The organism is Pseudomonas sp. Q1-7, assembly GCF_028010285.1.
Lineage (GTDB): Bacteria > Pseudomonadota > Gammaproteobacteria > Pseudomonadales > Pseudomonadaceae > Metapseudomonas.
The window spans coordinates 4,241,044-4,267,772 of the sequence record NZ_CP116304.1; the positions used below are offsets into that span (position 1 = coordinate 4,241,044).

General features: G+C 64.8%; 21 protein-coding genes and 2 pseudogenes. 12 read left to right on the plus strand and 11 right to left on the minus strand.

The annotated features are described in order from the left end of the window. Positions 1–9 precede the first annotated feature (9 nt). From PJW05_RS19670 to PJW05_RS19700, 7 genes are all read left to right on the plus strand, one after another. Positions 10–312 carry a sarcosine oxidase subunit delta gene (locus PJW05_RS19670; RefSeq protein ID WP_271408645.1) on the plus strand — a complete coding sequence of 101 codons (303 nt, stop codon included), beginning with the start codon at positions 10–12 and terminating at the stop codon, positions 310–312. Beyond that, complete coding sequence (locus PJW05_RS19675; RefSeq protein WP_271408646.1) at positions 309–3,206, plus strand: 2Fe-2S iron-sulfur cluster-binding protein; 2,898 nt, start codon at positions 309–311, stop codon at positions 3,204–3,206. The genes PJW05_RS19670 and PJW05_RS19675 overlap by 4 nt, the downstream gene beginning before the upstream one ends. A gap of 3 nt (positions 3,207–3,209) precedes the next feature. Beyond that, complete coding sequence (locus tag PJW05_RS19680; RefSeq protein WP_271408647.1) at positions 3,210–3,779, plus strand: sarcosine oxidase subunit gamma; 570 nt, start codon at positions 3,210–3,212, stop codon at positions 3,777–3,779. Positions 3,780–3,928: 149 nt separating this feature from the next. Next, positions 3,929–4,069: a hypothetical protein gene (locus PJW05_RS19685; RefSeq protein WP_271412266.1), complete on the plus strand. Its 141-nt coding sequence runs from the start codon at positions 3,929–3,931 to the stop codon at positions 4,067–4,069. A gap of 847 nt (positions 4,070–4,916) precedes the next feature. Continuing rightward, entirely contained in the window at positions 4,917–6,458 is a 1,542-nt protein-coding gene (locus tag PJW05_RS19690) for an OmpA family protein (RefSeq protein WP_271408648.1), read from the plus strand. 12 nt (positions 6,459–6,470) lie between these two features. Then, on the plus strand, positions 6,471–8,312 hold the full coding sequence (locus PJW05_RS19695; RefSeq protein WP_271408649.1) for a hypothetical protein: 1,842 nt from the start codon (positions 6,471–6,473) through the stop codon (positions 8,310–8,312). 69 nt (positions 8,313–8,381) lie between these two features. Continuing rightward, entirely contained in the window at positions 8,382–9,215 is an 834-nt protein-coding gene (locus tag PJW05_RS19700; RefSeq protein WP_271408650.1) for a hypothetical protein, read from the plus strand. Positions 9,216–9,886: 671 nt separating this feature from the next. Here PJW05_RS19700 and PJW05_RS26865 read toward each other — a convergent pair. The 11 genes and pseudogenes from PJW05_RS26865 to PJW05_RS19750 all read right to left on the minus strand — a co-directional run bounded on the left by PJW05_RS26865 (position 9,887) and on the right by PJW05_RS19750 (position 21,411). Then, positions 9,887–10,750, minus strand: coding sequence for a methyl-accepting chemotaxis protein (locus PJW05_RS26865; RefSeq protein WP_442969261.1), 864 nt, complete (start codon positions 10,748–10,750; stop codon positions 9,887–9,889). A gap of 39 nt (positions 10,751–10,789) precedes the next feature. Beyond that, positions 10,790–11,506: pseudogene (locus PJW05_RS26870) on the minus strand (Tar ligand binding domain-containing protein); the annotation flags it as partial. 136 nt (positions 11,507–11,642) lie between these two features. Then, positions 11,643–12,824 (minus strand): acyl-CoA dehydrogenase, encoded by a 1,182-nt coding sequence (locus PJW05_RS19710; RefSeq protein WP_271408652.1) that lies wholly within the window; start codon positions 12,822–12,824, stop codon positions 11,643–11,645. 41 nt (positions 12,825–12,865) lie between these two features. Further along, on the minus strand, positions 12,866–14,068 hold the full coding sequence (locus tag PJW05_RS19715) for a 3-oxoadipyl-CoA thiolase (RefSeq protein WP_271408653.1): 1,203 nt from the start codon (positions 14,066–14,068) through the stop codon (positions 12,866–12,868). After that, a complete protein-coding gene (locus tag PJW05_RS19720; protein WP_271408654.1) occupies positions 14,065–15,585 on the minus strand; it encodes a 3-hydroxyacyl-CoA dehydrogenase in 1,521 nt (506 codons plus the stop codon). Before PJW05_RS19720 ends, PJW05_RS19715 begins: the two co-directional genes overlap by 4 nt. A 9-nt stretch (positions 15,586–15,594) precedes the next feature. After that, on the minus strand, positions 15,595–16,539 hold the full coding sequence (locus tag PJW05_RS19725) for an electron transfer flavoprotein subunit alpha/FixB family protein (protein ID WP_271408655.1): 945 nt from the start codon (positions 16,537–16,539) through the stop codon (positions 15,595–15,597). A 1-nt stretch (position 16,540) separates the two neighbouring features. After that, the gene (locus PJW05_RS19730) at positions 16,541–17,305 is read right to left on the minus strand and encodes an electron transfer flavoprotein subunit beta/FixA family protein (protein WP_271408656.1); all 765 of its coding nucleotides are present in this window, start codon (positions 17,303–17,305) and stop codon (positions 16,541–16,543) included. A gap of 31 nt (positions 17,306–17,336) precedes the next feature. Next, the gene (locus tag PJW05_RS19735; protein ID WP_271408657.1) at positions 17,337–18,479 is read right to left on the minus strand and encodes an acyl-CoA dehydrogenase family protein; all 1,143 of its coding nucleotides are present in this window, start codon (positions 18,477–18,479) and stop codon (positions 17,337–17,339) included. 9 nt (positions 18,480–18,488) lie between these two features. After that, positions 18,489–19,685, minus strand: a complete 1,197-nt coding sequence (locus tag PJW05_RS19740) for an acyl-CoA dehydrogenase family protein (RefSeq protein ID WP_271408658.1) — start codon at positions 19,683–19,685, stop codon at positions 18,489–18,491. 44 nt (positions 19,686–19,729) lie between these two features. Beyond that, positions 19,730–20,572 (minus strand): annotated as a pseudogene (locus PJW05_RS19745) (enoyl-CoA hydratase/isomerase family protein); the annotation flags it as partial. A 62-nt stretch (positions 20,573–20,634) separates the two neighbouring features. Further along, complete coding sequence (locus PJW05_RS19750; RefSeq protein ID WP_271408660.1) at positions 20,635–21,411, minus strand: enoyl-CoA hydratase; 777 nt, start codon at positions 21,409–21,411, stop codon at positions 20,635–20,637. A 263-nt stretch (positions 21,412–21,674) separates the two neighbouring features. On the opposite strand from PJW05_RS19750, the gene PJW05_RS19755 reads away from it, so the two are divergent. From PJW05_RS19755 to PJW05_RS19775, 5 genes are all read left to right on the plus strand, one after another. Beyond that, positions 21,675–23,267: an AMP-binding protein gene (locus PJW05_RS19755; RefSeq protein WP_271408661.1), complete on the plus strand. Its 1,593-nt coding sequence runs from the start codon at positions 21,675–21,677 to the stop codon at positions 23,265–23,267. Between the two features lie 33 nt (positions 23,268–23,300). Then, entirely contained in the window at positions 23,301–24,068 is a 768-nt protein-coding gene (locus PJW05_RS19760; protein WP_271408662.1) for an SDR family NAD(P)-dependent oxidoreductase, read from the plus strand. A gap of 28 nt (positions 24,069–24,096) precedes the next feature. Further along, positions 24,097–24,879 carry a 2-ketocyclohexanecarboxyl-CoA hydrolase gene (badI, locus tag PJW05_RS19765; protein WP_271408663.1) on the plus strand — a complete coding sequence of 261 codons (783 nt, stop codon included), beginning with the start codon at positions 24,097–24,099 and terminating at the stop codon, positions 24,877–24,879. A 69-nt stretch (positions 24,880–24,948) separates the two neighbouring features. After that, positions 24,949–26,088, plus strand: coding sequence for a cyclohexanecarboxyl-CoA dehydrogenase (gene aliB, locus PJW05_RS19770; protein ID WP_271408664.1), 1,140 nt, complete (start codon positions 24,949–24,951; stop codon positions 26,086–26,088). Positions 26,089–26,128: 40 nt separating this feature from the next. Then, on the plus strand, positions 26,129–26,617 hold the full coding sequence (locus PJW05_RS19775; RefSeq protein ID WP_271408665.1) for a MarR family winged helix-turn-helix transcriptional regulator: 489 nt from the start codon (positions 26,129–26,131) through the stop codon (positions 26,615–26,617). The last annotated feature ends 112 nt before the right edge of the window (positions 26,618–26,729 follow it).

Sequence of the window (26,729 nt, forward strand, 5' to 3'; positions counted from 1 at the left end):
GGAACCACCATGAAAATCATGAACTGCCCGCTCAACGGCCCCCGGAACATCAGCGAATTCACCTACGGCGGTGAGTTCAAGGTCATGCCTGACCCGGCCACCTGCACCGACGCCGAATGGGCCGATTACGTATTCAACAGCGACAACGCCGCCGGCGTGGTACGCGAGTGGTGGATGCACAACGCCTCCAGCTACTGGTTCCTCGCCGAACGCCATACGGTCACCGACCAGATCATTCGCACCTTCGACCCGAAGGAACTCTTCACCCAGCGGGTCGAGTTCGCCACGCACGCCCAGGAGATCGCCGGATGAGTCGCCTTCCCGCCCCCATGGGGCTGCTGATCGATCGCGACCAGCCGCTCCGCTTCAGTTTCGACGACACGGATTACCAGGGTTTTGCCGGCGACAGCATCGCCAGCGCCCTGCTCGCCAACGGCCGCTGGCTGCTCTCGCGCTCGTTCAAGTACCACCGTCCGCGCGGCCCGTTGACCATGGCCGGGCAGGACGCCAACACCCTGGTGCAACTGCCGGACGAACCCAACGTGCTGGCCGATGCCCAGCCGCTTCGCTCCGGGCTCAGCGTTACCGGACAGAACTTCAATGGCTCGCTGGACAACGACCGCGATGCCTACCTCGGCAAGTTCTCCAAGTTCATGCCGGTGGGTTTTTACTACCGCTCCTTCTACAAACCCAAGGGCATGTGGAAAGTCTGGGAACCGCTGATCCGCAAGAAGGCTGGCCTCGGCGTGCTCGATCTGAACGTCAAGCCGCAGTACTACGACAAGGCATACCTCTTCGTTGATATCGCCATCGTCGGTGCAGGCCCAGCCGGGTTATCTGCCGCACTCATCGCGGCCAATGCCGGCGCCAAGGTGCTGCTGATCGAGCAGCAACCGGTGCTGGGTGGCTCGCTCACCTACGCACGCTTCGACATCGAAGGCCGCCGCGCCGAAACCCTGCGCCGGGAACTGGTGTCCGCCGTAGAAGGCCACGCCAATATCCAGGTGCTGAAAGAAGCTACCTGCAACGCCTGGTTCACCGAAAACTATTTGCCGGTGATCCAGGGCCGTCGGATGTACAAGGTGCGGGCGAAGCAGTGCATCGTCAGCGCCGGTTCCTTCGACCAGCCGGTGGTGTTCCGCAACAACGACCTGCCTGGCGTCATGCTGGCGAGCGCCGCCCAGCGCCTGATGAAGCTGTACGCCGTGAAACCCGGCAAACGCGCCGTGGTGCTCACCGGCAACGACGACGGTTACCTGGCCGCCCTTGACCTCGCCGAACAAGGTGTACAAGTCGCGGCCCTGGTGGACATGCGCCAGCAGCCCGCCGATGCCGCGTTGAAAGTCGCCGTGGAGAAGCAAGGCATTGCCTGCCACCTTGGCAGCACTGTCTATGAAGCCCTGCACGAGAAAGGTATGCGCCATGTCAGCGGCGTGGATATCCGCCGCATCACCGCCCAGGGCCAGGTGGCCGCGCACGGGATGCAGCTTTCTTGTGACCTGCTGTGCATGTCGGCCGGCTACATGCCGGTGTACCAGCTGCTCTGCCAGGCCGGCGGCAAGCTGACCTATGACGAGCAACGTGCCGAGTTCGCCATCAGTGGCCTGCCGCAAGGCCTGACCATCGCCGGTTCGGTGAACGGCCGCCACAGCCTGGACAATGTGCTGCTGGATGGCGCCCGCGTTGCCGCCCAAGCCGCCGAAGCCTTGGGACTGGACGCTGGCATCGGCGAAGCCGGGTTCAACGGCGAGGCGCGGGTCAACTTCGACTGGCCGATCTTCCCCCACCCCAAGGGCAAGGATTTCGTCGACTTCGACGAAGACCTGCAGGTACGTGACATCGTCAACGCCACCCGTTGCGGCTACCGCGACGTGCAGCTGGTCAAGCGCTTCTCCACCGTCGGCATGGGCCCGTCCCAGGGCCGCCATTCAGCGCTGCCCACCGCACGCCTGGTGGCCCTGGCCACCCGCCGCAGCATCAGCGAAACCGGCGTGACCACCGCACGGCCGCCGTTCGAGGCGGAAAAGCTCGCCCACGTCGCCGGTCGCGCATTCGACCCGTACCGCCAGACCGCCATGCACAGTCGCCACGTGGCCGCCGGCGCCAAGCTGATGCCGGCCGGCATCTGGCAGCGTCCGGCGTTCTACGGCAAGGCCGAGGACCGCGAACGCTGTATGCAGGAAGAAGCCCGCCATGTGCGCGAGAAGGTTGGCCTGATCGACGTCTCCACCCTGGGCGGCCTCGACATACGCGGCCCGGATGCTGCCGAGCTGCTGGAGCGCATCTACACCCTGCCCTTCAAGAAGCAGCCGGTGGCACGCACCCGCTACGCGCTGATGACCAACGAGCATGGCGTGGTGATCGACGACGGCGTCTGCACCCGACTGGCCGACAACCACTTCTATGTCACCGCCACCACCAGCGGCGTCGACCGCATCTACCAACAGATGCTCAAGTGGAACGCCCAGTGGCGCCTCAACGTGGATATCGCCAACGTCACCGCCGCCCTGGCCGCAGTGAACCTGGCCGGGCCGCTGTCGCGCCGGGTCCTGGAAAAGCTCTGCGACGATGTCGACCTGTCCGCCGAAGGCTTCCCCTACCTCGCCGTACGCACCGGCACAGTGGCCGGCATTCCGGCGCGGCTGATGCGGGTCGGTTTCGTGGGTGAGCTGGGTTACGAAATCCACGTCCCCGCCCGCCATGGCGGCAAGCTGTGGGACGCGCTGATGACCGCCGGAACCGAGTTCGGCATCCGCCCCTTCGGTGTCGAGACCCAGCGCCTGCTGCGCCTGGAAAAAGGCCACGTGATCATCAGCCAGGATACCGACGGCATGACCCATCCGGGCGAGATCGACATGGAATGGGCCATCGGCCGCAAGAAGGCCTTCTTCGTCGGCAAGCGCTCAATCGAGATCCTCGAAGCGCAACCGCTCAAGCGCAAACTGGTGGGCTTCACCCTGCCCAAGGGCAGCGCGCAGCCCCTGGAAGGTCACCTGGTGCTGAACGGCCCGGACATCAGCGGCAACGTCACCTCCTGCGAGTACTCCAGCACCCTCGGCCAGATCATCGGCCTGGCATATGCCGGCGCCGACCAGGCAGAACCGGGCAAGCGGATCCCGATCCGCGTCGAGGGCGGCCAGGTGGTGCAGGCCACCGTGGTGCAACTGCCCTTCTTCGATCCCGACAACAAGCGCCAGGAGCTCTGAGACATGACCAGCCTCAATCCCATCGAGCGCTGTGCGCTCATCGACCTGACCGACCTGCCGCGCGTGGGCTTTCGCGGCATCGACGCCGCCGTCTTCCTGAACCAACGCGGCTACCATCTGCCGGAGGCGCCCAACCGGGCGCTGACCCAGGAAGACGGTTCGCTGGTGGCGCGCCTGTCGCAAACCGAGTACCTGCTGCTGGGCAGCCTGGCCGACCGGGGCGAACGTATCGCTGCCGAGGAGACCGGCTGGCAACTCAGCGACCAGGGGAACTACCTGCTGCCGCGCCAGGACAGCCACGCCTGGCTGCAACTATCCGGTCGCCATGTTGCCGAGGTGATGGCCAAGCTCTGCGGCGTGGACCTGCGGCCGGAGGCCTTCCCCGTCGGAGCCGTGGCCCAAACCTCCGCGGCGCGGATCAACGTCATCGTGATCAACGCAGACACCGGTGAGCTGCCGCGCTTCCACATCCTCTGCGACCGCGCCTCCCTGGAGTACTTCCACGGCGCGATGCTGGATGCCATGGGTGAGTTCGGCGGACAGCCGGTGTCCATGGGCGCGCTGCTCTCGTAGATTGCGCCAAGCCCGGCGAGGCCCAACGTTGGGCTTCGCTGCGCTCTGCGCCAACCACAAGAGCCCGCCTGACCGCCATCGAGCCCCCCCCGGAGCGCGATGCCGACTACCGCGTGCCCGCCCTGCAACGTGGGCTCACCATCCTCGGCATGTGCACTGCGCGAACGCGCGCACTGAGCATGAACGACATGCCCGAGCGCCTGGGCGTCAGTCCCTCGGCCGTCTATCGCATCGTGCAGACGCGGGTCGACAAGAGTCGCTTGCAAAAAAAGTGGGCGCAATACCTTTGAGCAGCGCCCCCAGGTGATCCGTGACGGTTTTTCCAATCTGGCCAGCCGCGACATCATCGAAGTGGCCATGCCCTATCTCAATAACCTGCGCGACCCTACATCGCTGTCTTGCCAGTTGAGCATCCGTGAACACTACCGCATGGAGACTTCGAGATCAGGGGAACGGTGGCCAGCCCCTAAACCCGGACGGCAGCGCACAGCCATAATGCTGAAGTTGGCCCCTGGAGGGACGGTTATCTGAACTTCAGCGTTCAGGTTGACCCTTGCCACATGCCCAAAGATTAACGATGACCAGTCGAGAACTGCTCATGTGTCTGTTGAGGCCTACTGAATGGACAAGGGGCTCTGGACTGCAGCGGTCAGCCTGTTCGAAGAAAGCTTGCAGGCCCAAGTAACCTTGCCAGGGATTGTTTCTTTCAAGGGCGTCAGGTTCATGACTCAATCTGCGCCTCGGTAGGTTCCCTCCTCATTGGGCGATGGCATTTTGACCATCTAGCTCAAACCTTGACCACTACAACCGTCCCAACTCGCTCACAGCTTGAAATGGTGCGGGTTCCGTAGTAACTAGTGGCAGTTCGCCACAAAACGCCCAGGACGACGGCGTATCCCTTCAAGAAAAAGGAGTTTCTGGCAGCAATTCCTCCATATCGCATCCCTACTCGGGCCGGAACAGAGCTCTGTTTCGCAGCCCGGCTTCGGCACGCGCCTCGGAAGTACGTGAATCACTCCACCCGGCCGTTACGGTCGAGGTGGTTCAAGGGAAGTTGACGGCCCCCGGGCCGCAATGAATTCAGCGGAGACGCTGGAAGTCGTCTGCGCACAGCGGACAGAAAGCAGAGGATAGGAAATGTTCAGCTCGAATGTCATGCGGCCAACGGCGTTGGCAGTAGCAGTTGCGGTTGGCCTGAGTGGCTGCGCCACGATCGATAAGACCCTCGGTGAAAACTCCAGCAAGTTCGCATGCGGGGTAGGGGCTGTAGCGGGTGCCGTGCTCGTTGGCGGCATCGTCGCAGCCGCCGGCGGCGACTCAGGCCAGATCGCAGGCGGCGCCGCGGCGGGCGGTGCGCTGGGGTGCGCTGCCGGCTACTTCTACAAAAAACGGGTCGACCGCCTGAAAGCCGTTGCGGCTCAGGAAGGTCTGGAAGCCGAGGTCCGCGAGATCGAATTGGTGGACGCCAGCACTGGCAAGAAGGAGTCCGTAGGGGTCGAAGCCCAGGTCCAGGTGCAGGAGATGTTCCCGTCCGGCTCTTCGACCTTGACTCCCGAGGGCTATCGCAAGCTGACCACCCTAGCGCAAGAGTTCGGTCGTGAGCGTTCCAAGGCAGAGCCAGGTAAGCCTTCGAAAAAAGTCTTGGTGGTCGGCCACACCGACTCCACCGGTGGTGCAGAGATGAACCAACGGCTCTCTGAGGCTCGTGCCCGCGCCGTGGGCGATATCCTCGCCTCTGTTGGAATTCCCAAGGAGGACATCTACTACCAAGGTGCCGGTGCGTCGCGCCCAGTCGCCGACAACACCACCGAAGACGGCCGCGCAAAGAACCGCCGAGTCGAGTTTGTCGAAGTAGATAGCGAGCAGGTACTGGTCAAGCGTGTGCGGGACGAGCGCAGCAACTCCAAATACCTGGCCCATGGCACTGCATCCAAGCCTCAGGTCAAGCCAGTCTCCGCCAGCGCGGGCAAGTCAGCCCCGTCTACCAAGCCAGCAACAAGCGCACCGGTCGTGCTCGAGAGTCCGGCTGCGGACAGCCACCACGAAGCACCTGCCCTCCCCTCCACCCCGGCTTCGCCAGTTGTCATCCAACTGGACGGTAAGGGCGGTATCGACTTCGGCGGCCAGCCGGTAACGAGCACCCAGTCGCAGTTGGCGTCGAGAATTTCGCCGAAGAGTTCGACCTTCTCACTCATCAGCCCGGCCTATGCCAGCGCTCCGGTTACTTCGTGTGTGGGCGACCTGCCGCGAATCGATGGCGAAGTGAAAAACCTCGCTACCGGTACGACGCTGAAGGACTTCAACACCAATGAGTTCTACCCAGGCCTTAACGGCGGGGTATGGGCCAGTAAGGTCAATGGCCACGTGGCTACCGTGGGCCCCGTTGGCATCCTCCGCGATGACGGACAGGTTGCCGTGGCTCCGAAGATGCAGTTCATCTCGAACTATGCCAGCTCGGCCAAGAAGCAGACCCCACTCATCCAGTCGGTAGCCAACACCTACGAAGGCGAAACACAGATCCTGTATCGCGTCTTTGCCGTGGACCAGCAAAACACTCCGGTCTCCTGCATGGACATCGTGTTCGACAAGCGCGCCGGCTCGGCTGTAGCTGGCGAGATCTACTACCCGAAGAAGGGCGAAGCCTACGTCGCCTCCTTCAAGCCGCAGCTGTCGCGTTAAAAGGAATAGCCAATGCTCGAAGCAATCCGCACGTTTTTCACCCTCTACTGGCACATCGTCATTCCGCTTGTGGCTACTGTTTTCCTGGCCATCCCGGTCATCGTCTACTGGTACGAGTTCCGGTACTGGTTGATGAAGGTCCGAATCGGCATGCCGTGGCGCGGCCGCATTGCCCACTGGGTGAAACACCCTGGCTCGAAGGATGAGCCCAGCTCCGACAACCCGAATGCTGTCGGCTTTTACGAGTCCGAGGCGCAGCTGTGCCGCCTATACGAGACCTATTACCGGAACCACCAACCCTCAGAAAGCCATTTCAAACGCTGCCAGGATTACCTGGGTAAGATCGACGAGGACGCGCGAAAAGAAAAAGGCATCCTGCTTTGGGGGCTCATCATTGCCCTCATGCTGATCGAGGCCACAGCCTTTGGTTTTGCCCTCGCCCCGTTCGCCCTGACCCTGGCCACACCGAACACCGCCATCGCCGGTGCCTTCGCGATCGGCCTGGTGATCTCGATCATCGGCCTGTTCCTGTCCGAGTTCGCGGGACGCCAGATGTACCTCAACAATGTGGTCGCCAAGATTCTCTCATTCGAGAACATGCGCAGCGCGGGTTCGGCAGGCGACATGGTGCGAACTCACATCGTGACCATCGACAACACGAACGTCGACGATGACAAGCCGCATTACCAGCAGATGCTGAACCGCGTGAAGCTGCCGAAGGACGGTGAGAAGCCGGCCAAGCGCTTCGGCCTGATCATCGGCTATGCGGTATTCATCATCGGCCTGGCGATCGCTGCGTTCTGGGTACGCACCGAAACCCTGAACGCCCAGGAAGCAGACCTGATCGCGAACCCGCCGGCCGTTTCGCAGTCCGCCGATGACTTCCCGACCGCCAGCGAAGACGACTTCCCGATGCCGACCGACATGCAAGGCATCGCCAACGAAGCCGCCGGCAAGTCGGCCCAGGATCAAATCGACGCCCTGCACCGCGCATCGCTGGTGACCTTCGCCGTACTGAGCGGCCTGTTCATCTTCATCCAGCTGACCAGTACCTTCCTGGCCTACATCTACGGCTTCGCCGGCACATACTCGCGCGTGGCCTGGGAACTGATCCACAAGTTCTCCAGCGCCGATGACTTCGTGCGCTACCACGAAGCAAAGGCCCGTAATGTGGCCACCGACGCCCAGGAATCCCTCGGCAAACTGCAGACCTTGCAACTGAGCGTGTTCCGCGCCAACGGCACCGATCGCGAGCAGCTGAAAAAGGACAACATCAAGCGCACATTTAGCGTGTTCATTTCCGAGCAGGACAGCAAGCTGGCCTTCAAGCGCCAAAAGGAGGTCCTCGATAAGCTGGGCAACGACAGTCAGCAAGTGATCCGGTCTTACATCGAAAAGGCGATTGCCGATCTTCAGGCTGCCATCGCTACCGATGACAACGCGCGCATCCAGGAAATCATTCGCACTGCCCGCCCCCGCTTCGCGCAGATCAAGGACCCGGCACTTTTCCCGTTCAGGGACAAGTTCAACGGGATTGTCGAGATGTTCAGCGCCGACGTTAACCATCCCGCCGCTGCCCCGGCGTCTACTCCTGCTCCGGTAGTAGCCCCTGTAGCAGCCTCTCCAGTTGAGGAAGCAGTGCCCGTCCCTGCCGCTCCGGCTGTTCAGGCGGCACCAGCGGTTGCTTCGGCCCCGGCTGCCGGCGGATTCGATCCGTACCAGTTCGGTGACCTGACCGAGTTCCACGACGACGACCTGGCGTTCGTGGCTCAGCGCAAGGGTACGGACCTCGACACCATTAAGCGTGCTCGCCGCCTGCAACTGCTGGACAAATCCAGCTCCCAACCGGCTTAAGCCTGACACCCGAGGCGGAGCCACATTAGGTGCAGCTCCACCTCGGGTGACAAAACCTCTGGAGGTACGATGAAACTCAAGAGCCTGCTGCTCGCCCTGGTCTTCGCGCCGACCGCCCTGATGGCGGCGGAACGCAATGACCTGCCGAGCTGCTACTCCCTGGCCCGCATCGACGAGTTCCGCAGTGCGCCATCCGGCCGCATGCTGACCGTAGTGGTTGACCAAACCACCCCGCTGACCACCGACCTGCAACGCACTGCCTGGGGCCACATCAAGCGCTTCATGCAGCCTGGCGACAAGATCCGCCTGTACTCCTTCAGCGCCTATCTGGAAGGCCACTACACCCGCCTGCAATTCGCCGGCGAGCTGGAAAAGCCGATCGCCGAGGAGGTGCTGGGTAACGTGCCCATGATGGCTACCCGCAAGTTCGACAGCTGCCTGAAGGGCCAGCCGGCCATGCTGTTCCAGCGCTTTGGAAAGGCCTTCGCCGGCACGATGGGCAAGTCGAGCTCGGACATTCCACGTAGCGAGATCCTCTTCAGCATGAAGGCTGTCGCCGAAGACCTGAGTAAGGCCGAAAACGTCAATGAGCACGTCATCCTGCTCATGTCGGACATGCTGGAATACAGTGAATTCGGCAGTTTCTACCAGGCCAATGGCATCCGCCAGATCGATCCGAATGTCGAGATGGCCAAGGTCGAGAAACAACACCTGCTGACCGATTTCAACGGCGCACGTGTTTACGTCCACGGCGCGGCATTCGTTCCGACAGCGGCCAAAAATGGCTACCGCAGCGGCAAGATGATTCAGAACCTCGAAGGTTTCTGGCGCCTGTACTTCGAGAAGTCGAACGCCAGCCTTCAAGGCTTCGGTAACCCGGAGCTGACCCTGGCGGTCGAGTAACCTCAAGGCCGGCGATGCCGTAATGCTGTTCACATAAGAAGTAACGGGACTCGATCAGTCCCCTCGCCCCTTTGGGGAGAGGGGAAAACAACTGTTTCGCAGGGATTTCGCCCCTCTCCCCCAGCCCCTCTCCCATAAATGGGAGAGGGGAGCGAGTCATGCGCGCGCTTAAGTGAACAGCATTACGGCGATGCCGGCCTTTTTCATGAGTGAGGCAGTTCCATGGATTTCCTGAGGAACCTCAAGGACAACGTAGTCCAGGCAAAACCATGGTGGCGGGCCAGTGCGATTGCTACCACGGTCCAGAACAAGCTGAAACCGGCGAAGATCAATGACTTCCGCCCCCTGCGCGTTCGATAGACCGATGGGCCAGCAGCCCGGGTGTAGTAGCCACTCCCCCAGCTCAATTCGCACTTAGGGTCAGGAGGGATCGGCATGCTAGGTGCAGTTGAGCCCCAGGGCTTCGTCCTGCGCAGAGTCCCGACTGCTCAGATCGTGGTGAGCCGAATGAACGCCGAACAACATCCAGAGCGGATCCCCAAGCCGCTTGCACTCCTCCAGCGCCCGCATGGCGCTCCGCTTGTGCCGTGGCGAGCGCGCGCGTTGGTGAGGAAATTGCGTTCCCTTGGGAGAAGGAGCCGAGCGAAGGGGCGACAATGGCGTGCCTCTGTTCACAGAGCGAATTGCCTCACCAGGCCATTGAGCGAAGACGCCAACCGCGCCAGTTCCTGCGTGGCCACGCTGGCCTGCTGGGCACCGGTGGCCGTCTGTACCGACAGGTCGCGAATGCTGACCAGATTGCGATCCACCTCGCGTGCCACTTGCGCCTGCTCCTCGGATGCGCTGGCGATCAGCAGATTGCGCTCGTTGATCCCAGCGACCGCCTCCGTGATGCTCTCCAGCGCCTGGCCTGCAACGTCGGCTTTCGCCATGGTGCTTCGCGCTCGCTCGGCACTCTGGCGCAAGGCCTTCACGGTTTCTCCGGTGCCCTCCTGGATGTTGGCGATCATGCCCTCGATCTCGCGCGTCGACTCGCCCGTGCGATGGGCCAGGGCACGCACCTCATCCGCCACCACGGCGAAGCCGCGTCCGGCATCGCCGGCGCGCGCCGCCTCGATGGCGGCGTTCAGCGCCAACAGGTTGGTCTGCTCGGCGACGGCGCGAATGACATCCAGTACGCGACTGATGGTCTGAGTCTGTTCCGCCAGCGACGCAGCGCGCTCCGATGCGCTCATTACATCGTCCGTCAGCACCTGGATCGACCGGATCGCTTCCGCCAACTGCGCTCGCCCCAGTTCCGCCGACTGGTTGGAGGCACGGGACGCTTCAGAGGTTGAGACGGCATTCCCGGCCACTTCCTCCACCGCTACGGTCATTTCATTGACGGCAGTGGCCGCCTGTTCTATTTCGCCATTCTGGCGCTGCAGGCCGCGCGTGCTTTCATCCATGACCGTGGTCATTTCCTCCGCCGCCGCCGACAACTGCTGGGCTGAATCGTGAATCTGTCCGAGGGTGTCCCGCAAATTGCCCCGCATGCCACTTAGCGAGCAGAACAACCGGGCCACTTCATCTCTTCCATCGACGTGGATGCCTTGTCTCAGATCGCCCTGGGCGATCAGGTCGGCGAATCCTACCGCTCGGCGAATCGGCACGACGATGCTGCGAGTCAGCATCAGGGCAAGTACGACAGTCGCCGCCAGGGTGACAAGGATGACCGTCAGGATTGCGGCCTGTGCGGAGGCATGAGTCTCAGCGGAAAACCGCGTGGCGGCAGACGCTCCCTGCCGATTCCACTCACGCAGCGCGATCAGGTTGTCATTCAGGACCGGTGCAAGACTCTTCAACTCGCGACTCACCAGAGCCAGCTCGGGGTCGCCGGGATCGCTCATCAGTGACTGCAAGCGGGTCAACTTGTCCGCGTATTGCTCGAAGGTATCCCTGGCCGCCCGGAACACGCTCCGTTCCTCAGCGCCGTTTATCAGCGGTTCATACGCCTTGAACCCCGCATCAATGGACGTGATCGCCGCCCTGATCAATTCCTCGCTTTCTCGATAGGTCTGGGCATCCTTGAATGCCAGTTGTCGCAGTAATTCGGTACGGATCTGCGCAAAGTGCAGGGCGATGTCTGCCGCAGTGGCCTGGCTTCGCATCCAATGTGTTTCGACTTCAACCCCCGAGTTCCGGATATCGGACATCTTCCGCAAGCCGAAAAGGCCTTGGCAGGCCAACAGCACGGCGACAAGTGCAAAGAAGATCAGCGTTCGAGTGGCAATCTTGATATTTCTCAGCATGGCATTCTCAGATCGAGCCTGGGGCAGGAGACGCAGCGGAGGCGCCCGGGATGGTGTCACCTCCTGATCGCGAAAGGTCGAACAGCACGTCGATAAAAAAAGCCGGAGCGGCAAGACACCCCGCTCCGGCCCACACTCAAAAGAACGCCTGGATACCAGTCTGCGCGCGACCGAGGATCAGCGCATGGACGTCGTGGGTCCCCTCGTAGGTGTTCACCACTTCCAGGTTGACCAGGTGGCGCGCCACGCCGAACTCGTCGGAGATGCCGTTGCCGCCCAGCATGTCGCGGGCCAGACGGGCGATCTCCAGGGACTTGCCGCAGGAGTTGCGCTTCATGATGGAGGTAATCTCCACCGCCGCCGTGCCTTCGTCCTTCATCCGGCCGAGGCGCAGGCAGCCTTGCAGGGCCAGGGTGATCTCGGTCTGCATGTCGGCCAGCTTCTTCTGGATCAACTGGTTGGCGGCCAGGGGACGGCCGAACTGGTTGCGGTCCAGCACGTACTGGCGCGCGGTGTGCCAGCAGAACTCGGCGGCCCCCAGGGCGCCCCAGGCGATGCCGTAGCGCGCGGAGTTCAGGCAGGTGAAGGGGCCGCGCAGGCCGCGCACATCCGGGAAGGCGTTCTCTTCCGGGACGAACACGTTGTCCATCACGATCTCGCCGGTGATGGAGGCACGCAGACCGACCTTGCCGTGGATGACCGGCGCGGACAGGCCCTGCCAGCCCTTCTCGAGAACGAAGCCACGGATCTCGCCGGCATCGTCCTTGGCCCAAACGACGAAGACGTCGGCGATCGGGCTGTTGGTGATCCACATCTTGGCGCCGGTCAGGCGGTAACCGCCGTCGACCTTCTTCGCGCGGGTGATCATCGAGCCCGGGTCGGAGCCGTGGTTCGGCTCGGTCAGGCCGAAGCAGCCGATCCACTCGCCGCTGGCCAGCTTGGGCAGGTACTTCTGCTTCTGCGCCTCGGTGCCGAATTCGTTGATCGGCACCATCACCAGGGAGGATTGCACGCTCATCATCGAGCGGTAGCCGGAATCGACACGCTCCACTTCGCGGGCGATCAGGCCGTAGCACACATAGTTGAGGCCGCTGCCGCCATAGGCCTCCGGAATGGTCGCGCCGAGCAGGCCAGTCTCGCCCATCTCGCGGAAGATCGCCGGGTCGGTCTGCTCGTGACGGAAGGCTTCCAGCACGCGCGGAGCCAGCTTGTCCTGGGCGAACTGCTGGGCGCTGTCGCGCACCATGCGCTCTTCTTCGGTGAGCTGCTGGTCCAGCAGCAGCGGGTCGATCCAGTTGAAGCTTGCTTTGTGGGCCATGGTCGGGGTCTCCGAAATCGTTGTCGTTGTGATGTGCTGTTTCAGTCCAGGCGCTCAATGACGCAGGCGATGCCCTGCCCCAGGCCGATACACAGGCTGACCAGTGCATAGCGGCCACCGGTCCGTTCAAGCTGGCGCACGGCCGTAAGGGCCAGGCGGGCGCCGGATGCTCCGAGCGGGTGGCCAACGGCAATGGCACCGCCATTGGGGTTGAGGCGTGGATCGTCGAATTCCAGCCCCAATTGCTTTGCGCACCCAAGTACCTGGGCGGCGAATGCTTCGTTGATTTCGATCAGGTCCATGTCCTCCAGGCGCAGGCCGGCGCGCCGTAGCGCCTTGGCGCTGGCCGGCACCGGTCCAAGCCCCATGAGCCGGGGTTCGACACCCGCGACCGCGCCGGCGAGGATTCGTGCGCGCGGCTTGAGGCCGTACTGTTCTCCGACGGCCCGCGAGCCGATCAACAAGGCGGCGGCGCCGTCGTTGACGCCCGAGGCATTCCCGGCAGTGACCACGCCGTCGACGAACAACGGCTTCAACCGGGCCAGCACCTCGGCCGTGCTATCCGGCCGGGGATGCTCGTCGCGCTCGACCTGCAGAGGGGCCTGCCTGCGCCCCTGCGGCACCTCGATCGGCGTGATCTCCCCGGCGAAGAAACCCTCCTGCTGCGCGGCGTTGAACAGCGCCTGGCTGCGCGCGGCAAAGTCATCGGCCTGCTCGCGGCTGATGGCCAGCTCAACGGCAACGTTATCGGCGGTTTCCGGCATGGAGTCCGCACCAAACCCGGCCTCCACCTTCGGGTTGGGAAAACGCGCGCCAATGGTGCTGTCGAAAACCCGGAACTCGCGGGAGTAGGCACTTTCGGCCTTGGCCACGACGAAGGGTGCGCGGCTCATGCTCTCCGCGCCGCCGGCGATGAACAGCTCACCCTCGCCGGAGCGCACCGCACGCGCGGCATCCAGCACCGCCGCCAGGCCGGAACCGCACAGGCGGTTGACCGTCAGGCCGCCCACCGACACGGGAAGCCCAGCCAGGAGTGCGGCATGGCGAGCCAGGTTTCGGCCATCCTCGCCCGCCTGGCTGGCACAGCCGGCGATCAGGTCCTCGTACTCATCGACGGCGAAGGGATTGCGCGCCACCAGGGCGCGCACCACGGTCGCCAGCAGGTCATCCGGCCGCACGCTGGCCAGGGCGCCGGCATGCCGACCGAAGGGGGAACGCAGGCCATCGTAGATGTAGGCGGTCATACGCCCTCCTCCGCTGCGGTCAGGGGCAGGCCGAGCTGCACACGGCGGCGCAGCCAGGGACTGAGGCGATAGCGCGGCTCCTGGTAGAGGTCATGCAGTGCATGAAGGATCTGCACGATCTTCCGAGCCCCATAGTGATCGCCAAAGCCCAGCGGGCCATGGGGGTAACCCAGCGCCAACTGCACCGCGCGATCCAGGACGGCGGGCGCGGCGATGCGCCGCTGGGCGATTTCGCAGCCCAGATTGACGATGCCGGCCACTACCCGCTGGGCGATGAAGCCGGGGGAATCGTTGATCACCTCGACGGGCACGCCATCGGCGCCCAGCGCCTGGCGCGCCTGTGCCAGCACCTGCGCGTCCAGGGCTGGCTGGCGCATCAGCACGCGGCGCCTGTCGAAACCGGCGAGGGTCTCCAGGGCCAGGGTGCGAGCGGGCGGCAACTGCTCGCGAGCGATCACGCTGCTGGCATCCTCGCCCAGCGGTGTCACCAGACAGATTGCCTGCGCGCTGGGTCGCTCGCCCTGCTCCAGTTCCACGCCGGCGCTCGCCAGCACGGCCGCCACCCGATCACGCACCGCCGCATCGCGGGCGTCGAGCCAGAACGGCCGATCAAGGGTGACCGCAGCCTGTGCTGCCGGCGCTTCCGGCACCGCCTTGCCATCCACGTAACGGTAGAAACCCCGACCGCTCTTGCGCCCGAGCAGACCAGCGGCCAGTCGCGCCGGCACCAGCGCCGACGGGGTATAGCGCGGTTCCTGGTAGAACTGGCCATGGATCGATTCCATCACCGCGTGGGACACATCCAGCCCCGTCAGATCGAACAGCTCGAAGGGCCCCATGGGAAAGCCGAGGCAATCCTTGAGGATGCGGTCGATCTGAGCCGGGCTGGCAATCCCTTCGGCGAGGATGCGCAGGGCTTCCGGGCCATAGGCGCGGCCCGCGTGGTTGACCAGGAAGCCCGGAGAGTCCGGCGTGACCGCGGCGAAGTGTCCGGCCGCTTCGGCCAGCGCGGCCAGCCGCTCGACCACCTGTGGGTCGGTCAGCTCGCCGCGCACCACCTCGACGACTTTCATCAGCGGCACCGGGTTGAAGAAGTGGAAACCGGCGACGCGCCGAGGGTGCTCGCAGGCGCTGGCGATCCGGCTGATGGACAGCGACGAGGTATTGCTCGCCAGCACCGCATCCTCGGCCACCAGTTGCTCCAGTTCACGGAACAGCGCCTGCTTGGCCTCCAGGTTCTCGACGATGGCTTCGATCAGCAGGTCGCAGCCCGCCAGTTCTTCCAGGGCGTAGGCCGGGCGCATGCGTGCCAGGGTCGCGGCGAGCGCCTCGGCACTCAGCTTGCCCTTGGCCACCGCGCGCTGCAGCAGGTCACGATTGAACGCCAGTGCCTGCTCGATGGCCTCGCCACGGCTGTCGTGCAGCAGCACCTCCACCCCAGCGCCAGCGAACAGCTGGGCGATGCCACGGCCCATGGCGCCACTGCCGATCACGCCGATACGCTTGAACGTACTCATAGCGCCTCCTTACAGGGCGTTTTGCAGTTCCGGGATGGCTTCGAACAGGTCAGCCACCAGGCCGTAGTCGGCCACCTGGAAGATCGGCGCTTCTTCGTCCTTGTTGATCGCGACGATCACCTTGGAGTCCTTCATGCCGGCCAGGTGCTGGATGGCACCGGAAATGCCCACCGCGATGTACAGCTGCGGCGCGACGATCTTGCCGGTCTGGCCGACCTGCATGTCGTTCGGCACGAAACCGGCGTCGACCGCGGCACGGGACGCGCCCACGGCGGCGCCCAGCTTGTCGGCCAGGGCGTAGAGGTGCTTGAAGTTGTCGCCGTTCTGCATGCCACGGCCGCCGGAGACGACGATCTTGGCAGCGGTCAATTCCGGACGGTCGGACTTGGCCAGTTCTTCGCTGATGAAGCCCGACGTGCGTGCGTCGAACGAACTGGCCAGCGTTTGCAGGTTGGCCGAGCCGCCTTCGGCCGGCGCGGCGTCAAAACCGGTGGTGCGCACGGTGATCACCTTCACGGCCGCGGAAGACTGCACGGTGGCGATGGCGTTGCCAGCGTAGATCGGACGCTTGAAGGTGTCGGCGCTCTCGACGGCGATGATCTCGGAGATCTGGTCGACGTCCAGCAGGGCGGCCACGCGCGGCAGGTAGTTCTTGCCGTTGGTGGTGGCAGGCGCCAACACGTGGCTGTAGCTATTGTCCCCCTGCCCCTCGACAAGCAGCGCGATCATTGGCGCGACGTTTTCCGGCAACTGGTGCGCGTAGGCGGCGTTGTCGGCGACCAGGACCTTGGATACACCGGCGATCCTGGCGGCGGCCTCGGCGACCGCATCGACGCCCTGCCCTGCCACCAGGATGACCACCTCGCCGCCGATCTGTTGCGCGGCCGTCACGGTGTTGAGGGTGGCAGCGGCCAGTGTGCTGTTGTTGTGTTCAGCGATTACCAGGATTGCCATCTCAAATCACCTTCGCTTCGTGCTTCAGTTTCTCGACCAGCTCGGCCACGGACTTGACCTTGATCCCCGCCTGGCGGGCGGCCGGTGCTTCGACTTTCAGGGTCTTCACGGTGGACCCGGTGGCAACGCTCAGGGCCTCCGGCGTCACCACGTCCAGCGGCTTCTTCTTGGCTTTCATGATGTTCGGCAGCGACGCGTAGCGCGGTTCATTCAGGCGCAGGTCGGTGGTGACGATCGCCGGCAGGTTCAGCACGACGGTCTGCAGGCCGCCGTCGATCTCACGGGTGACCTTGACCTTGTCGCCCGCCAGTTCAACCTTGGAGGCGAAGGTGCCCTGGGCGTAGCCCGTGAGGGCGCCGAGCATCTGGCCGGTCTGGTTGTTGTCGCTGTCGATGGCCTGCTTGCCGAGGATCACCAGTTGCGGCTGCTCCTTGTCGACTACGGCTTTCAGCAGCTTGGCCACGGCCAGGGAGCTCAGCTCTTCGGCGCCCTCCACCTTGAGAGCATCCACCAAGATCGCGCGATCGGCGCCCAGGGCCAGGGCCGTACGCAGCTGTTCCTGAGCGGCGTTCGGACCGACCGACACCACCACGATTTCCGTGGCGATACCGTGTTCCTTCAGGCGCACCGCTTCTTCCACGGCAATTTCGCAGAAGGGGTTGAGGGCCATCTTCACATTGGCGAGGTCGACGCCGGAGTTGTCCGCCTTGACGCGAACCTTGACGTTGTAATCGACCACGCGTTTTACCGGGACCAGTACCTTCATCGTGTTTTCCTGTGTCAGGTCGAATGGGGGATCAGGCGCAACGCAGCAAGTCGGCGTAGGCCCGCAGGTGGTGATCGTCGTCACCCAACTGGTGGCTCAGCATCACCAGGCGCTTGGCGTGGTGGGACAGGCTGTATTCCCAGGTCATGCCGATACCGCCGTGGAGCTGGATGGCCTGCTCGGCGATGAAGCGCGCCGCGCGGGTAACGACGAACTTGGCCGCGGCCAGGCGCCGGCTGCGTTCGTCGCTGTCGGGCTCGTCGGCCACGCAGGCCGCGAGGATGGCCATGGAGGTGGCCAATTCCAGTTCGCCGCGCATGTCGGCCATGCGGTGTTGCAGCACCTGGAACTTGCCGATGGGGGAACCGAACTGCTGGCGGGTCTTGAGGTAGTCCAGTGTCAGGCGGAAGCATTCCTCCATGCTGCCCACGGCTTCGCCGCACTGGGCCGCGATGGCCCGGCCCTGCTGGTAACGCAGCGCCGGCAAGGCCTTGCCGGTCGCACCAAGCAGACTGCCTTCGCCGACCACCACGCCATTGAGGTGAAGCTCACAGGCACGTGGGCCATCGATGCAGGGGTAGCTAAGGCGCTTCACGCCAGAGGCAGTCGGGTCCACCAGGAACAGGCTGATACCCGTCTCGTCCAGCGCCGCCCCCGAAGTGCGTGCCGACACCAGAATCAGGCCGGCGCTGTCCCCACCGACCACCACGCATTTGGCGCCGGTCAAACGCCAGCCACCGACACAGGGCTCGGCACGGGTCTGCACATCCTGCAACTGGTAATGGCTCTGGGATTCCTCCAGGGCGACCGCCAATTGCAGCTCGCCCGCGGCCACGCGCGGCAGCAGTTCGGCGCTCTGGTCGTCGCTGCCCAGTTGTTGCAGCAGGCCGGCGCCGTAGACCTGGGAATGGAGGTAGGGCTCCAGGCAAAGGTTGCGTCCCAGTTCGGTCATCACCAGATAGGTGTCCACCCCACCGCCGCCCAGGCCGCCATGCTCCTCCGCCAGGGGCACCGCACAGATGCCCAACTCGCCGAGCTGTTGCCAGAAGTCCCGGCTGAAGCCCGCCTCGCTGCGGTAGAAACCCTCGCGCTGCTCGAAGCCGTAGCTGTCCCGCGCCAGGCGGGCCACGGTGTCCTGCAGCATCTGCTGCTCTTCGCTGAGAGTGAAGTCCATGGGGCCTCCTTAGAGTTCGAGGATCATCTTGGCGATGATGTTCTTCTGGATTTCGTTGGAGCCGCCGTAGATGGACAGCTTGCGCAGGTTGAAATACTGGCTGGCCGGACCGGCGCTGTAATCGCCATGCAGCGGCTCCGGGACGCTGTCGCGCTCCAGTTCGTCCGCCAGGAACGGCAGCGCGTGCATGCCCAACACCTTGCGTTGCAGGTGGCTGATGGCCTGGCGGATTTCCGAGCCCTTGATCTTCAGGATCGAGCTTTCCGCACCCGGCACGCCGCCGCCCTGGACCGACGCCAGGATGCGCAGCGTGCTCATCTCGATGGCCATCAGTTGCATCTCGACTTCGGCGATCTGCACCCGCAGCAGCGGGTCCTCGATCAGCGGCCGGCCACCGCGCAGTTCCACCGCGGCCACCCGCTTGAGCTGGGCCAGGGCCGCCTTGGAATGGGCGATGCCGGCCTGGCCGGTGCGCTCGTGGGTGAGCAGGAACTTGGCGCAGGTCCAGCCCTGGTTCTCCTCGCCCACGCGGTTGGCCACCGGCACTTTCACGTTGTCGAAGAACACTTCGTTGACTTCGTGATCGCCGTCGAGGGTGATGATCGGCCGCACGCTGATGCCGGGGCTGTCCATGTCCATCAGCAGGAAGGAAATACCGCGCTGCTGCTGCGCCTCCGGGTCGGTGCGCACCAGGCAGAAGATGCGGTTGGCATGCTGGCCCAGGGTGGTCCAGGTCTTCTGGCCGTTCACCACGTAGTGGTCTCCGTCACGCACGGCGCGAGTCTTCAGACTGGCCAGGTCGGAGCCGGCGCCGGGCTCGGAGTAGCCCTGGCACCACCAGTCTTCACCGGAGAGGATGCGCGGCAGGTAATGCGCCTGCTGCTCGGCGGTGCCGAACTTCATGATCACCGGCGCCACCATGTTGACCCCGAAGGAGATCAGCCGCGGCGCGCCGAAGGCCGCGCACTCCTCCTCGAAAATGTGCCGCTGCACCAGGCTCCAGCCGGTGCCGCCGTGTTCCACCGGCCAGTTCGCCGCGTACCAGCCGCGACCGGAAAGGATGCGCTGCCAGCGCTGATGGTCTTCCTTGCGCACGTGCTTGCCGAGGCGAACCCTGGCGGCGATATCGGCGGGCAGCTCGCGGGCGAGGAAGTCACGCACCTCGTCGCGAAACGCCAGCTCGGCGGGGGTGAACTCGATATTCATGGGAATACCCTCGATGGATGGGCTCAGGGGTTCTGGCGCCGGGCCTTGGCCGCTTCGCGCTCGGCGAAGAAGCGGGCCACCCGTTCGGCGCGCTGGGGCGATTGCAGGCATTGCAGGAACAGTTCGCGCTCGCGGCGCAGGCCCTGTTCCAGGGGAAGCTGGATGGCGGCCTCGATGGCATCGATGCAGCGCGGCGGGGAAAAGTCCTCCGGCTGGCGGGCGCGGACCTCGGCACGCCGGGCTTCCAGCAGGCGGGCGTGATCGCCCCGCTCCGCAATGGCGGCCTGGCCGCTGCGGCGAGGGCCGGCGCCACACGCCAGCAGCCCGGCGGCATGGGCCAGGCCAGCAGGTAGCGGCTCACCGTCGAAGAGTTCGTCGATCAGGCCGTGCCGCACGGCCTGGTCGGCCGTGATGGGTTCGCCGCCGACGATCATCTCCAGGGCCAGCTCGACGCCCGCCAGGCGTGGCAGGCGCTGGGTGCCGCCGGCACCGGGCAGCAGACCCAGCTTCACCTCGGGCAGACCGACGCGGGCGTCGCGGCTGGCGATGCGGTAATGGCAGGCCATGGCAACTTCCAGCCCGCCGCCCAGGGCCGAGCCATGCAGCACCGCCAGGGTCGGTTTGGCGCAATTCTCGATGGCCAGGGTGACATCGGGCAGCAGCGGCGCCTGCGGCGGCTGGCCGAACTCGCGGATGTCGGCACCGGCGATGAAGGTGCGGCCGGCGCAGACCAGCAGGATGAGTTCAATGGCGGAATCCCGCTCCGCTGCGGCGAAGGATTCCAGCAGCCCTGCCCGCACCGACTGGGACAAGGCATTGACCGGCGGGTTGTCGACGCGAATGACAGCGACGCTGCCCTCCCGCGACAGGCTCACGAAAGATGACATCTGACCGCTCCTGCAGGCTCGGGGCCCGCGTTTGTTGTTGTATGGCGGATCGACCGGGTGAATCAGCGGTGGCGCCAGACCGGCGGGCGCTTATCGAGGAAGGCGGCCATGCCCTCCTTGCGGTCCTCGCTGCCGAAGCTGGCGTGGAGCAGGCGCCGCTCGAAATGCACCCCTTCGGCCAGGGTGGTTTCGAAGGTCCGGTTCACCGCCTCCTTGTTCAACTTGACCGCCACCTCCGACAGGCCGGCGATCTGCGCGGCCACCTGCAGCGCCTCGTCCAGCACCCGTTCGGCCGGTACCACGCGACTGACCAGCCCGCAGCGCTCCGCCTCCCGGGCGTCCATCAGGCGCCCCGTCAGGCACAGGTCCATGGCCTTGGCCTTGCCGATGGCGCGGGTCAGCCGCTGGGTTCCGCCGGCGCCGGGCAAGGTACCGACCTTGACCTCCGGCTGGCCGAAGCGCGCGTCCTCGGCGGCAATGATCAGGTCGCACATCATCGCCAGCTCGCAACCGCCTCCCAGGGCCAGGCCGCGCACCGCCGCGATCACCGGCTTGCGGCAGCGCGTGGCCTCTTCCCAGTTGGCGGTCACGAAATCCTCCAGATAGACGTCGGCGAAGGCCTTGTCCCGCAGCTCGGCGATATCCGCGCCGGCGGCGAATGCCTTCTCGCTGCCGGTGACGACCATGGAGCGAATCGCACGGTCGCCTTCGAAGGCGCGCAGCGCCTCGCCCAGTTCCGTCATCAACTGCCCGCTCAGGGCGTTGAGCACCTGCGGGCGATGGAGGGTGATCAACCCGACCGACTCATGCCGCTCGACCAGGATGGTGCTGTAGCTCATGGCGCGTCCTCCGCGTGATTCCGTTTCCAGGCAGGGCCCGGGTGGGCCGATCTGGGACCGAGTCTATCCACCGACAAAAATAAAGACAACATGTTGACATAATAATTTTAAGCGGCGTATCGTCAGCCCCATCGCAGCACGAACACGTGAAACCTCGAATAACAATAGCGATATATAGGGTAAAGCCCATGACTATCCGTACTGACCTGTCGCCCGAGCGGCGACTTTCAATGCTGGAGTCGGGAGCCTGGAATGACATGATCATGACAGACTATCTCGACCAGGCCGTTGCCGAAGACGCCGACAGGACAGCCCTGGTGGCCTACCGCGTCAGCGATGACTCACGTCACGCGATGAGCTACGGCGAGCTGGACCGGGTGGTGACCCGGATGGCGGCCGGACTGGCATCGCTGGGTGTGGCGAAGGGCGACGTGGTGTCCTGCCAGTTACCCAACTGGTGGCAGATGAGCGCGCTGCACCTGGCCTGCGTGCGCATCGGCGCCGTGCTCAATCCGCTGATGCCGATCTTCCGCGAACGCGAACTGCGCTTCATGCTCGGCCACGCCGAAAGCCGCGTGCTGGTGGTTCCGCAACGTTTCCGGGGCTTCGACTACGCCGCGATGATCGACGGCCTGCGCGGCGATCTGCCGGCACTGCGCCAGGTGCTGGTGATCGACGGCGACAACGACGCCACCGACTTCGCCCGCGTCCTGCTGGACCAGCCCTGGGAGGAGCGCCTGGATACCCGCGCGCTCTTCGCCGAGCGCCGTCCGGCGGGCGACGACGTGGTGCAGCTGCTCTACACCTCGGGCACCACCGGGGAGCCCAAGGGCGTTCTGCACACATCCAACACCCTGTTCAGCAACGTCCGCCCCTATGCCGAGCGCCTGCGGCTGGGCGCCGAGGACATCGTCTTCATGGCATCGCCCCTGGCCCACCAGACCGGCTTCCTCTACGGCCTGATGATGCCGGTCTACCTGAAAGCGACCGCCGTGCTGCAGGACACCTGGGACCCGAACTTCGCGGCCAGGATCGCCAAGGCCGAGCGCCCCACCTTCACCATGGCCTCGACGCCCTTCCTCGCCGACCTGGTGGACGTGGCGCCGCAGCACCGCGATGCGCTCGCTTCGCTCAAGGTCTTCGTGGCGGCGGGCGCCCCGATCCCCAGCGCACTGGTGGAAAAGGCCGGCAACTCGGTGAACGCGCGCATCGTCTCCGCCTGGGGCATGACCGAGAACGGCGCCGTGACCACGACTTGCCCGGACGATCCGGCGGAGCGCGCCATCCATACCGATGGCCGCGCCCTGCCTCATATGGAAGTGGCGGTGCAGGACGACCAGGGCCGGCCGCTGGCCAGCGGCGAGGAAGGCCACCTGATGGTCCGCGGCGCCAGCCTCTTCGTCGGTTACCTCAAGCGCCCCGAACTGTACGGCGTGGACCGCGACGGCTGGTTCGCCACCGGCGACCTGGCGCGCATGGACGAACAGGGCTACATCCGCATCACCGGGCGCACCAAGGACGTGGTGATCCGCGGCGGCGAGAACATCCCGGTGGTGGAGATCGAGAACCTGCTCTACAAGCACCCGGCCATTTCCGCCGTGGCCCTGGTGGGCTGCCCCGACCCGCGCCTGGGCGAACGCCTCTGCGCCTACGTCACCCTGCACGACCCCTCCGCCAGCCTGGCGCTGGAAGAGGTCACCGGCTTCCTGCTGGAGCAGCGCCTGACCCGCAACTACCTGCCCGAATACCTCGAAGTGCTGCCGGCCTTGCCCCGCACGCCCTCGGGAAAGATCCAGAAATTCAAATTGCGCGAGCAAGCCCGGGCCATCCGCCTGGAACCGGCCAAGCGCTCCTGACATCACCATCCCGAACCATCGAGAGGACTGCCCATGAAAGGCCTGACTGGAAAAACCGTGATCGTGACCGGTGGCGGCGGCGGCATCGGCCGCGCCGTGTGCCTGCGCTTCGCCGAGGAAGGCTGCAAGGTCGCCGTGCTGGACCGCGACGCCGCAGCCGCGCAAGCCACCACCGACCTGGTCACCGAGGCTGGCGGCAAGGCCCGCGCCTACGCCGCCGACATCACCGACCATGGGGCGATCGTGAACACGGTGGCCGCCATCGAGGCGGAACTCGGCACGCCGACCGTACTGGTCAACAACGCCGGCTTCGACCGTTTCCTGCCCTTCCTCAAGACCGAGCCGCAGCAGTGGGAGCAGTTGATCGCCATCAACCTCACCGGCGCCCTGAACATGCACCACGTGGTGCTGCCGAAGATGCTCGAAGCCGGCGGCGGCAAGGTCATCAACGTCGCCTCCGACGCGGCCCGCGTGGGTTCCTCCGGCGAGGCCGTGTATGCCGCCTGCAAGGCCGGCCTGATTGGCCTGTCGAAGACCCTGGCGCGCGAGCTGGCGACCAAGGGCGTCAACTTCAACGTGGTCTGCCCGGGCCCCACCGACACCGCGCTGCTGAAGAGCGTGGCGGCCACCTCCAACAACCCGGAAAAGCTGCTGGAAGCCTTCAAGAACGCGGTGCCCATGCGCCGCCTCGGCCAACCGGAAGACTACCCCGGAATCATCGCCCTGCTGGCCAGCGACGATGCCAACTTCATCACCGGACAGGTCATCAGCGTGTCCGGCGGCCTGACCATGGCCGGCTGACCAGCCCCCGGACTCCAGGAGAGAACCCATGAACTACGAAGACATCCTGTACGAAGAGAAAGACGGCGTCGCCACCATCACCATCAATCGCCCCGAGCGCTACAACGCCTTCCGTGGGCAGACCTGCATGGAGCTGATCGACGCCTTCAACCGCGCCGGCTGGAACAAGGCCATCGGCGTCATCGTCTTCACCGGTGCCGGCGACAAGGCGTTCTGCACCGGCGGCGACCAGGGTGCCCATGAAGGCCAGTACGACGGGCGCGGCCTGATCGGCCTGCCGGTGGAGGAGCTGCAAGGCCTGATCCGCGAAGTGCCCAAGCCGGTGATCGCCCGCGTCAACGGCTTCGCCATCGGCGGCGGCCACGTGCTGCATGTGGTCTGTGACCTCTCCATCGCTTCCGACAAGGCGGTGTTCGGCCAGGTCGGGCCCAAGGTCGGCTCGGTGGACCCCGGCTTCGGCACCGCCTACCTGTCGCGGGTAGTCGGCGAAAAGCGCGCCCGCGAAATCTGGTACCTGTGCCGCAAGTACAGCGCCCAGCAGGCACTGGAATGGGGCCTGGTGAACGCCGTGGTACCCCACGAGGAACTGGATGCGGAAGTGCAGAAGTGGTGCGACGAGATCCTCGAGAAGAGCCCCACTGCCCTCTCCATCGCCAAGCGCTCGTTCAACGCCGACAGCGAGAACATCGCCGGCATCGGCGGCCTGGGAATGCAGGCCCTGTCCCTGTACTACGACACCGAGGAATCCAAGGAGGGCGTGGCCGCGTTCAAGGAAAAGCGCAAGCCCGATTTCCGCAAGTTCTATCGCTGACGCCTTTCCCGCCCGGATGCCTTCCGGGCGGGCTTCCCTGCCTCGCGCCGAACCGGCTCGGAGAGAAACATGAACTTCGCATTCAACGAATACCAGAACGCCATCCGTGAAAGCGTCGCCCGCTTCAGCGCCGAGGTCCTGGCGCCCGGATACCGTAAACGCGACCAGGCCGGCGAGATCGAGCGCCCGGTCATCCGGCAATTGGGCGAAATGGGCCTGCTGGGTGGCGAGCTGCCGGAAGAGTACGGCGGCAGCGGCCTGGACTGCGTCACGGCCGGCATCATCATCGAAGAGATTTCCCGGGGCGACTTCAACGTCGGCTACATCCCGCTGCTGACCTCCCTCAACGGCCAGATCATCGCCCAGCACGCCGCCCCCGAGCTGGCCCGCGAATGGCTGCACGAGATCACCGCCGGGCGCAAGATCGTCTGCATCGCCCTGACCGAACCCAGCGGTGGCTCCGATGCCGCCAGCCTGCGCCTGAAGGCCGAGCGCAAGGGCGACGTCTATGTGCTGAACGGCGAGAAGACGTCGATTTCCATGGCGGACCAGGCCGACGTCGCCGTGGTCTTCGCCCGCACCGGCACCCCGGAGCAGCGCGCCAGCGGCATCAGTGCCTTCCTGGTGCCCATGAACCTCCCTGGCATCAGCACCACCCGCTTCGACGATGCCGGCGAGCGCGCCATCGGCCGTGGCTCGATCTTCTTCGACAATGTGGAAGTACCCGCCAGCCACCGCCTGGGCGACGAGGGCAAAGGCTTCAAGCAGGTGATGCAGGGCTTCGACTACAGCCGTGCGCTGATCGGCCTGCAGTGCCTGGCGCTGGCCCAGCAGTCCCTCGACGAAACCTGGAAATGGCTGACCGAACGCCAGGCCTTCGGCCAGCAACTGGTGGCCTTCCAGGGCCTGACCCATCCGCTGGCGGAGCTGCAGACCTATGTCCACGCCGCGCGCCTGCAGTGCTACCACTCGCTGTGGCTGAAGGACAACGGCCTGCCCCATAACGCCGAGGCGGCGATGAATAAATGGTGGGCGCCGAAGCTGGCCTTCGACGTGGTCAAGCAGTGCCTGCTGGCCCACGGACACACCGGCTACGGCGAGGACCTGCCGTTCGCCCAGCGCCTGCGCGACGTGCTCGGGCTGCAGATCGGTGATGGCACGGCGCAGATCATGAAGAATATCATTGCCCGCGAACTCACTCCGAAATAGCGCCTTGTCTGCCCCGCAGACGGGGCTGCAAGGATTCCCGATGACCGAGAACGAGCAAAAAGGAATACCCAACAGACTGTTTTTCCGGCTGTTCCAGACCGGCAACGTGTTGCAGCGCCAGGTCCAGAACGAGATGGGCATCAGCACCGTGCAATGGGCGGTGCTCGGTGCGCTGTCCAGGGAAGGCTTCACCCAGGGCATCTCCTTCAACCAGTTGACGGAGTACCTGTTCGTCAGCCGGCAGAGCCTGGACGGCGTGCTCAAGCGCATGGAGCGCGACAACCACGTGCTGCGCGTGCCCCATCCCGACGATGGGCGCGCCCGCCTGGTGCGGCTGACCGAGCAGGGACGCGCCTACTGGGACAGCCTGCAGGAACGTATCTACCAGTTTTACGAGCAGGGATTGAGGGGCTTCAGTTTCGACGACAGCGTCAATTTCCTGCATTACCTGAACAAGTTGCAGCACGACCTGGCCCGTATCGACCTGGGCCTGGGTCAGGCGGGAACGGAGGAACAGGCGGAGCTTTAAGCCAGCGTTTCTCGTTCCTGCCCAGCGCTTCGGCGCGGATTGGGTCCACCCCATGCCACACGGCAGGGTGCCGGTTGAATAACAACAATCACTACCTGGCAGGAACGAATCA

Excerpts from the sequence above, each read along its gene's own strand:
- PJW05_RS19670 (WP_271408645.1), top strand. The coding sequence starts at position 10 with ATGAAAATCATGAACTGCCCGCTCAACGGCCCCCGGAACATCAGCGAA.
- PJW05_RS19675 (WP_271408646.1), top strand. The coding sequence starts at position 309 with ATGAGTCGCCTTCCCGCCCCCATGGGGCTGCTGATCGATCGCGACCAG.
- PJW05_RS19680 (WP_271408647.1), top strand. The coding sequence starts at position 3,210 with ATGACCAGCCTCAATCCCATCGAGCGCTGTGCGCTCATCGACCTGACC.
- PJW05_RS19685 (WP_271412266.1), top strand. The coding sequence starts at position 3,929 with ATGTGCACTGCGCGAACGCGCGCACTGAGCATGAACGACATGCCCGAG.
- PJW05_RS19690 (WP_271408648.1), top strand. The coding sequence starts at position 4,917 with ATGTTCAGCTCGAATGTCATGCGGCCAACGGCGTTGGCAGTAGCAGTT.
- PJW05_RS19695 (WP_271408649.1), top strand. The coding sequence starts at position 6,471 with ATGCTCGAAGCAATCCGCACGTTTTTCACCCTCTACTGGCACATCGTC.
- PJW05_RS19700 (WP_271408650.1), top strand. The coding sequence starts at position 8,382 with ATGAAACTCAAGAGCCTGCTGCTCGCCCTGGTCTTCGCGCCGACCGCC.
- PJW05_RS26865 (WP_442969261.1), bottom strand. The coding sequence starts at position 10,750 with ATGCGGGGCAATTTGCGGGACACCCTCGGACAGATTCACGATTCAGCC.
- PJW05_RS19710 (WP_271408652.1), bottom strand. The coding sequence starts at position 12,824 with ATGGCCCACAAAGCAAGCTTCAACTGGATCGACCCGCTGCTGCTGGAC.
- PJW05_RS19715 (WP_271408653.1), bottom strand. The coding sequence starts at position 14,068 with ATGACCGCCTACATCTACGATGGCCTGCGTTCCCCCTTCGGTCGGCAT.
- PJW05_RS19720 (WP_271408654.1), bottom strand. The coding sequence starts at position 15,585 with ATGAGTACGTTCAAGCGTATCGGCGTGATCGGCAGTGGCGCCATGGGC.
- PJW05_RS19725 (WP_271408655.1), bottom strand. The coding sequence starts at position 16,539 with ATGGCAATCCTGGTAATCGCTGAACACAACAACAGCACACTGGCCGCT.
- PJW05_RS19730 (WP_271408656.1), bottom strand. The coding sequence starts at position 17,305 with ATGAAGGTACTGGTCCCGGTAAAACGCGTGGTCGATTACAACGTCAAG.
- PJW05_RS19735 (WP_271408657.1), bottom strand. The coding sequence starts at position 18,479 with ATGGACTTCACTCTCAGCGAAGAGCAGCAGATGCTGCAGGACACCGTG.
- PJW05_RS19740 (WP_271408658.1), bottom strand. The coding sequence starts at position 19,685 with ATGAATATCGAGTTCACCCCCGCCGAGCTGGCGTTTCGCGACGAGGTG.
- PJW05_RS19750 (WP_271408660.1), bottom strand. The coding sequence starts at position 21,411 with ATGAGCTACAGCACCATCCTGGTCGAGCGGCATGAGTCGGTCGGGTTG.
- PJW05_RS19755 (WP_271408661.1), top strand. The coding sequence starts at position 21,675 with ATGACAGACTATCTCGACCAGGCCGTTGCCGAAGACGCCGACAGGACA.
- PJW05_RS19760 (WP_271408662.1), top strand. The coding sequence starts at position 23,301 with ATGAAAGGCCTGACTGGAAAAACCGTGATCGTGACCGGTGGCGGCGGC.
- badI (WP_271408663.1), top strand. The coding sequence starts at position 24,097 with ATGAACTACGAAGACATCCTGTACGAAGAGAAAGACGGCGTCGCCACC.
- aliB (WP_271408664.1), top strand. The coding sequence starts at position 24,949 with ATGAACTTCGCATTCAACGAATACCAGAACGCCATCCGTGAAAGCGTC.
- PJW05_RS19775 (WP_271408665.1), top strand. The coding sequence starts at position 26,129 with ATGACCGAGAACGAGCAAAAAGGAATACCCAACAGACTGTTTTTCCGG.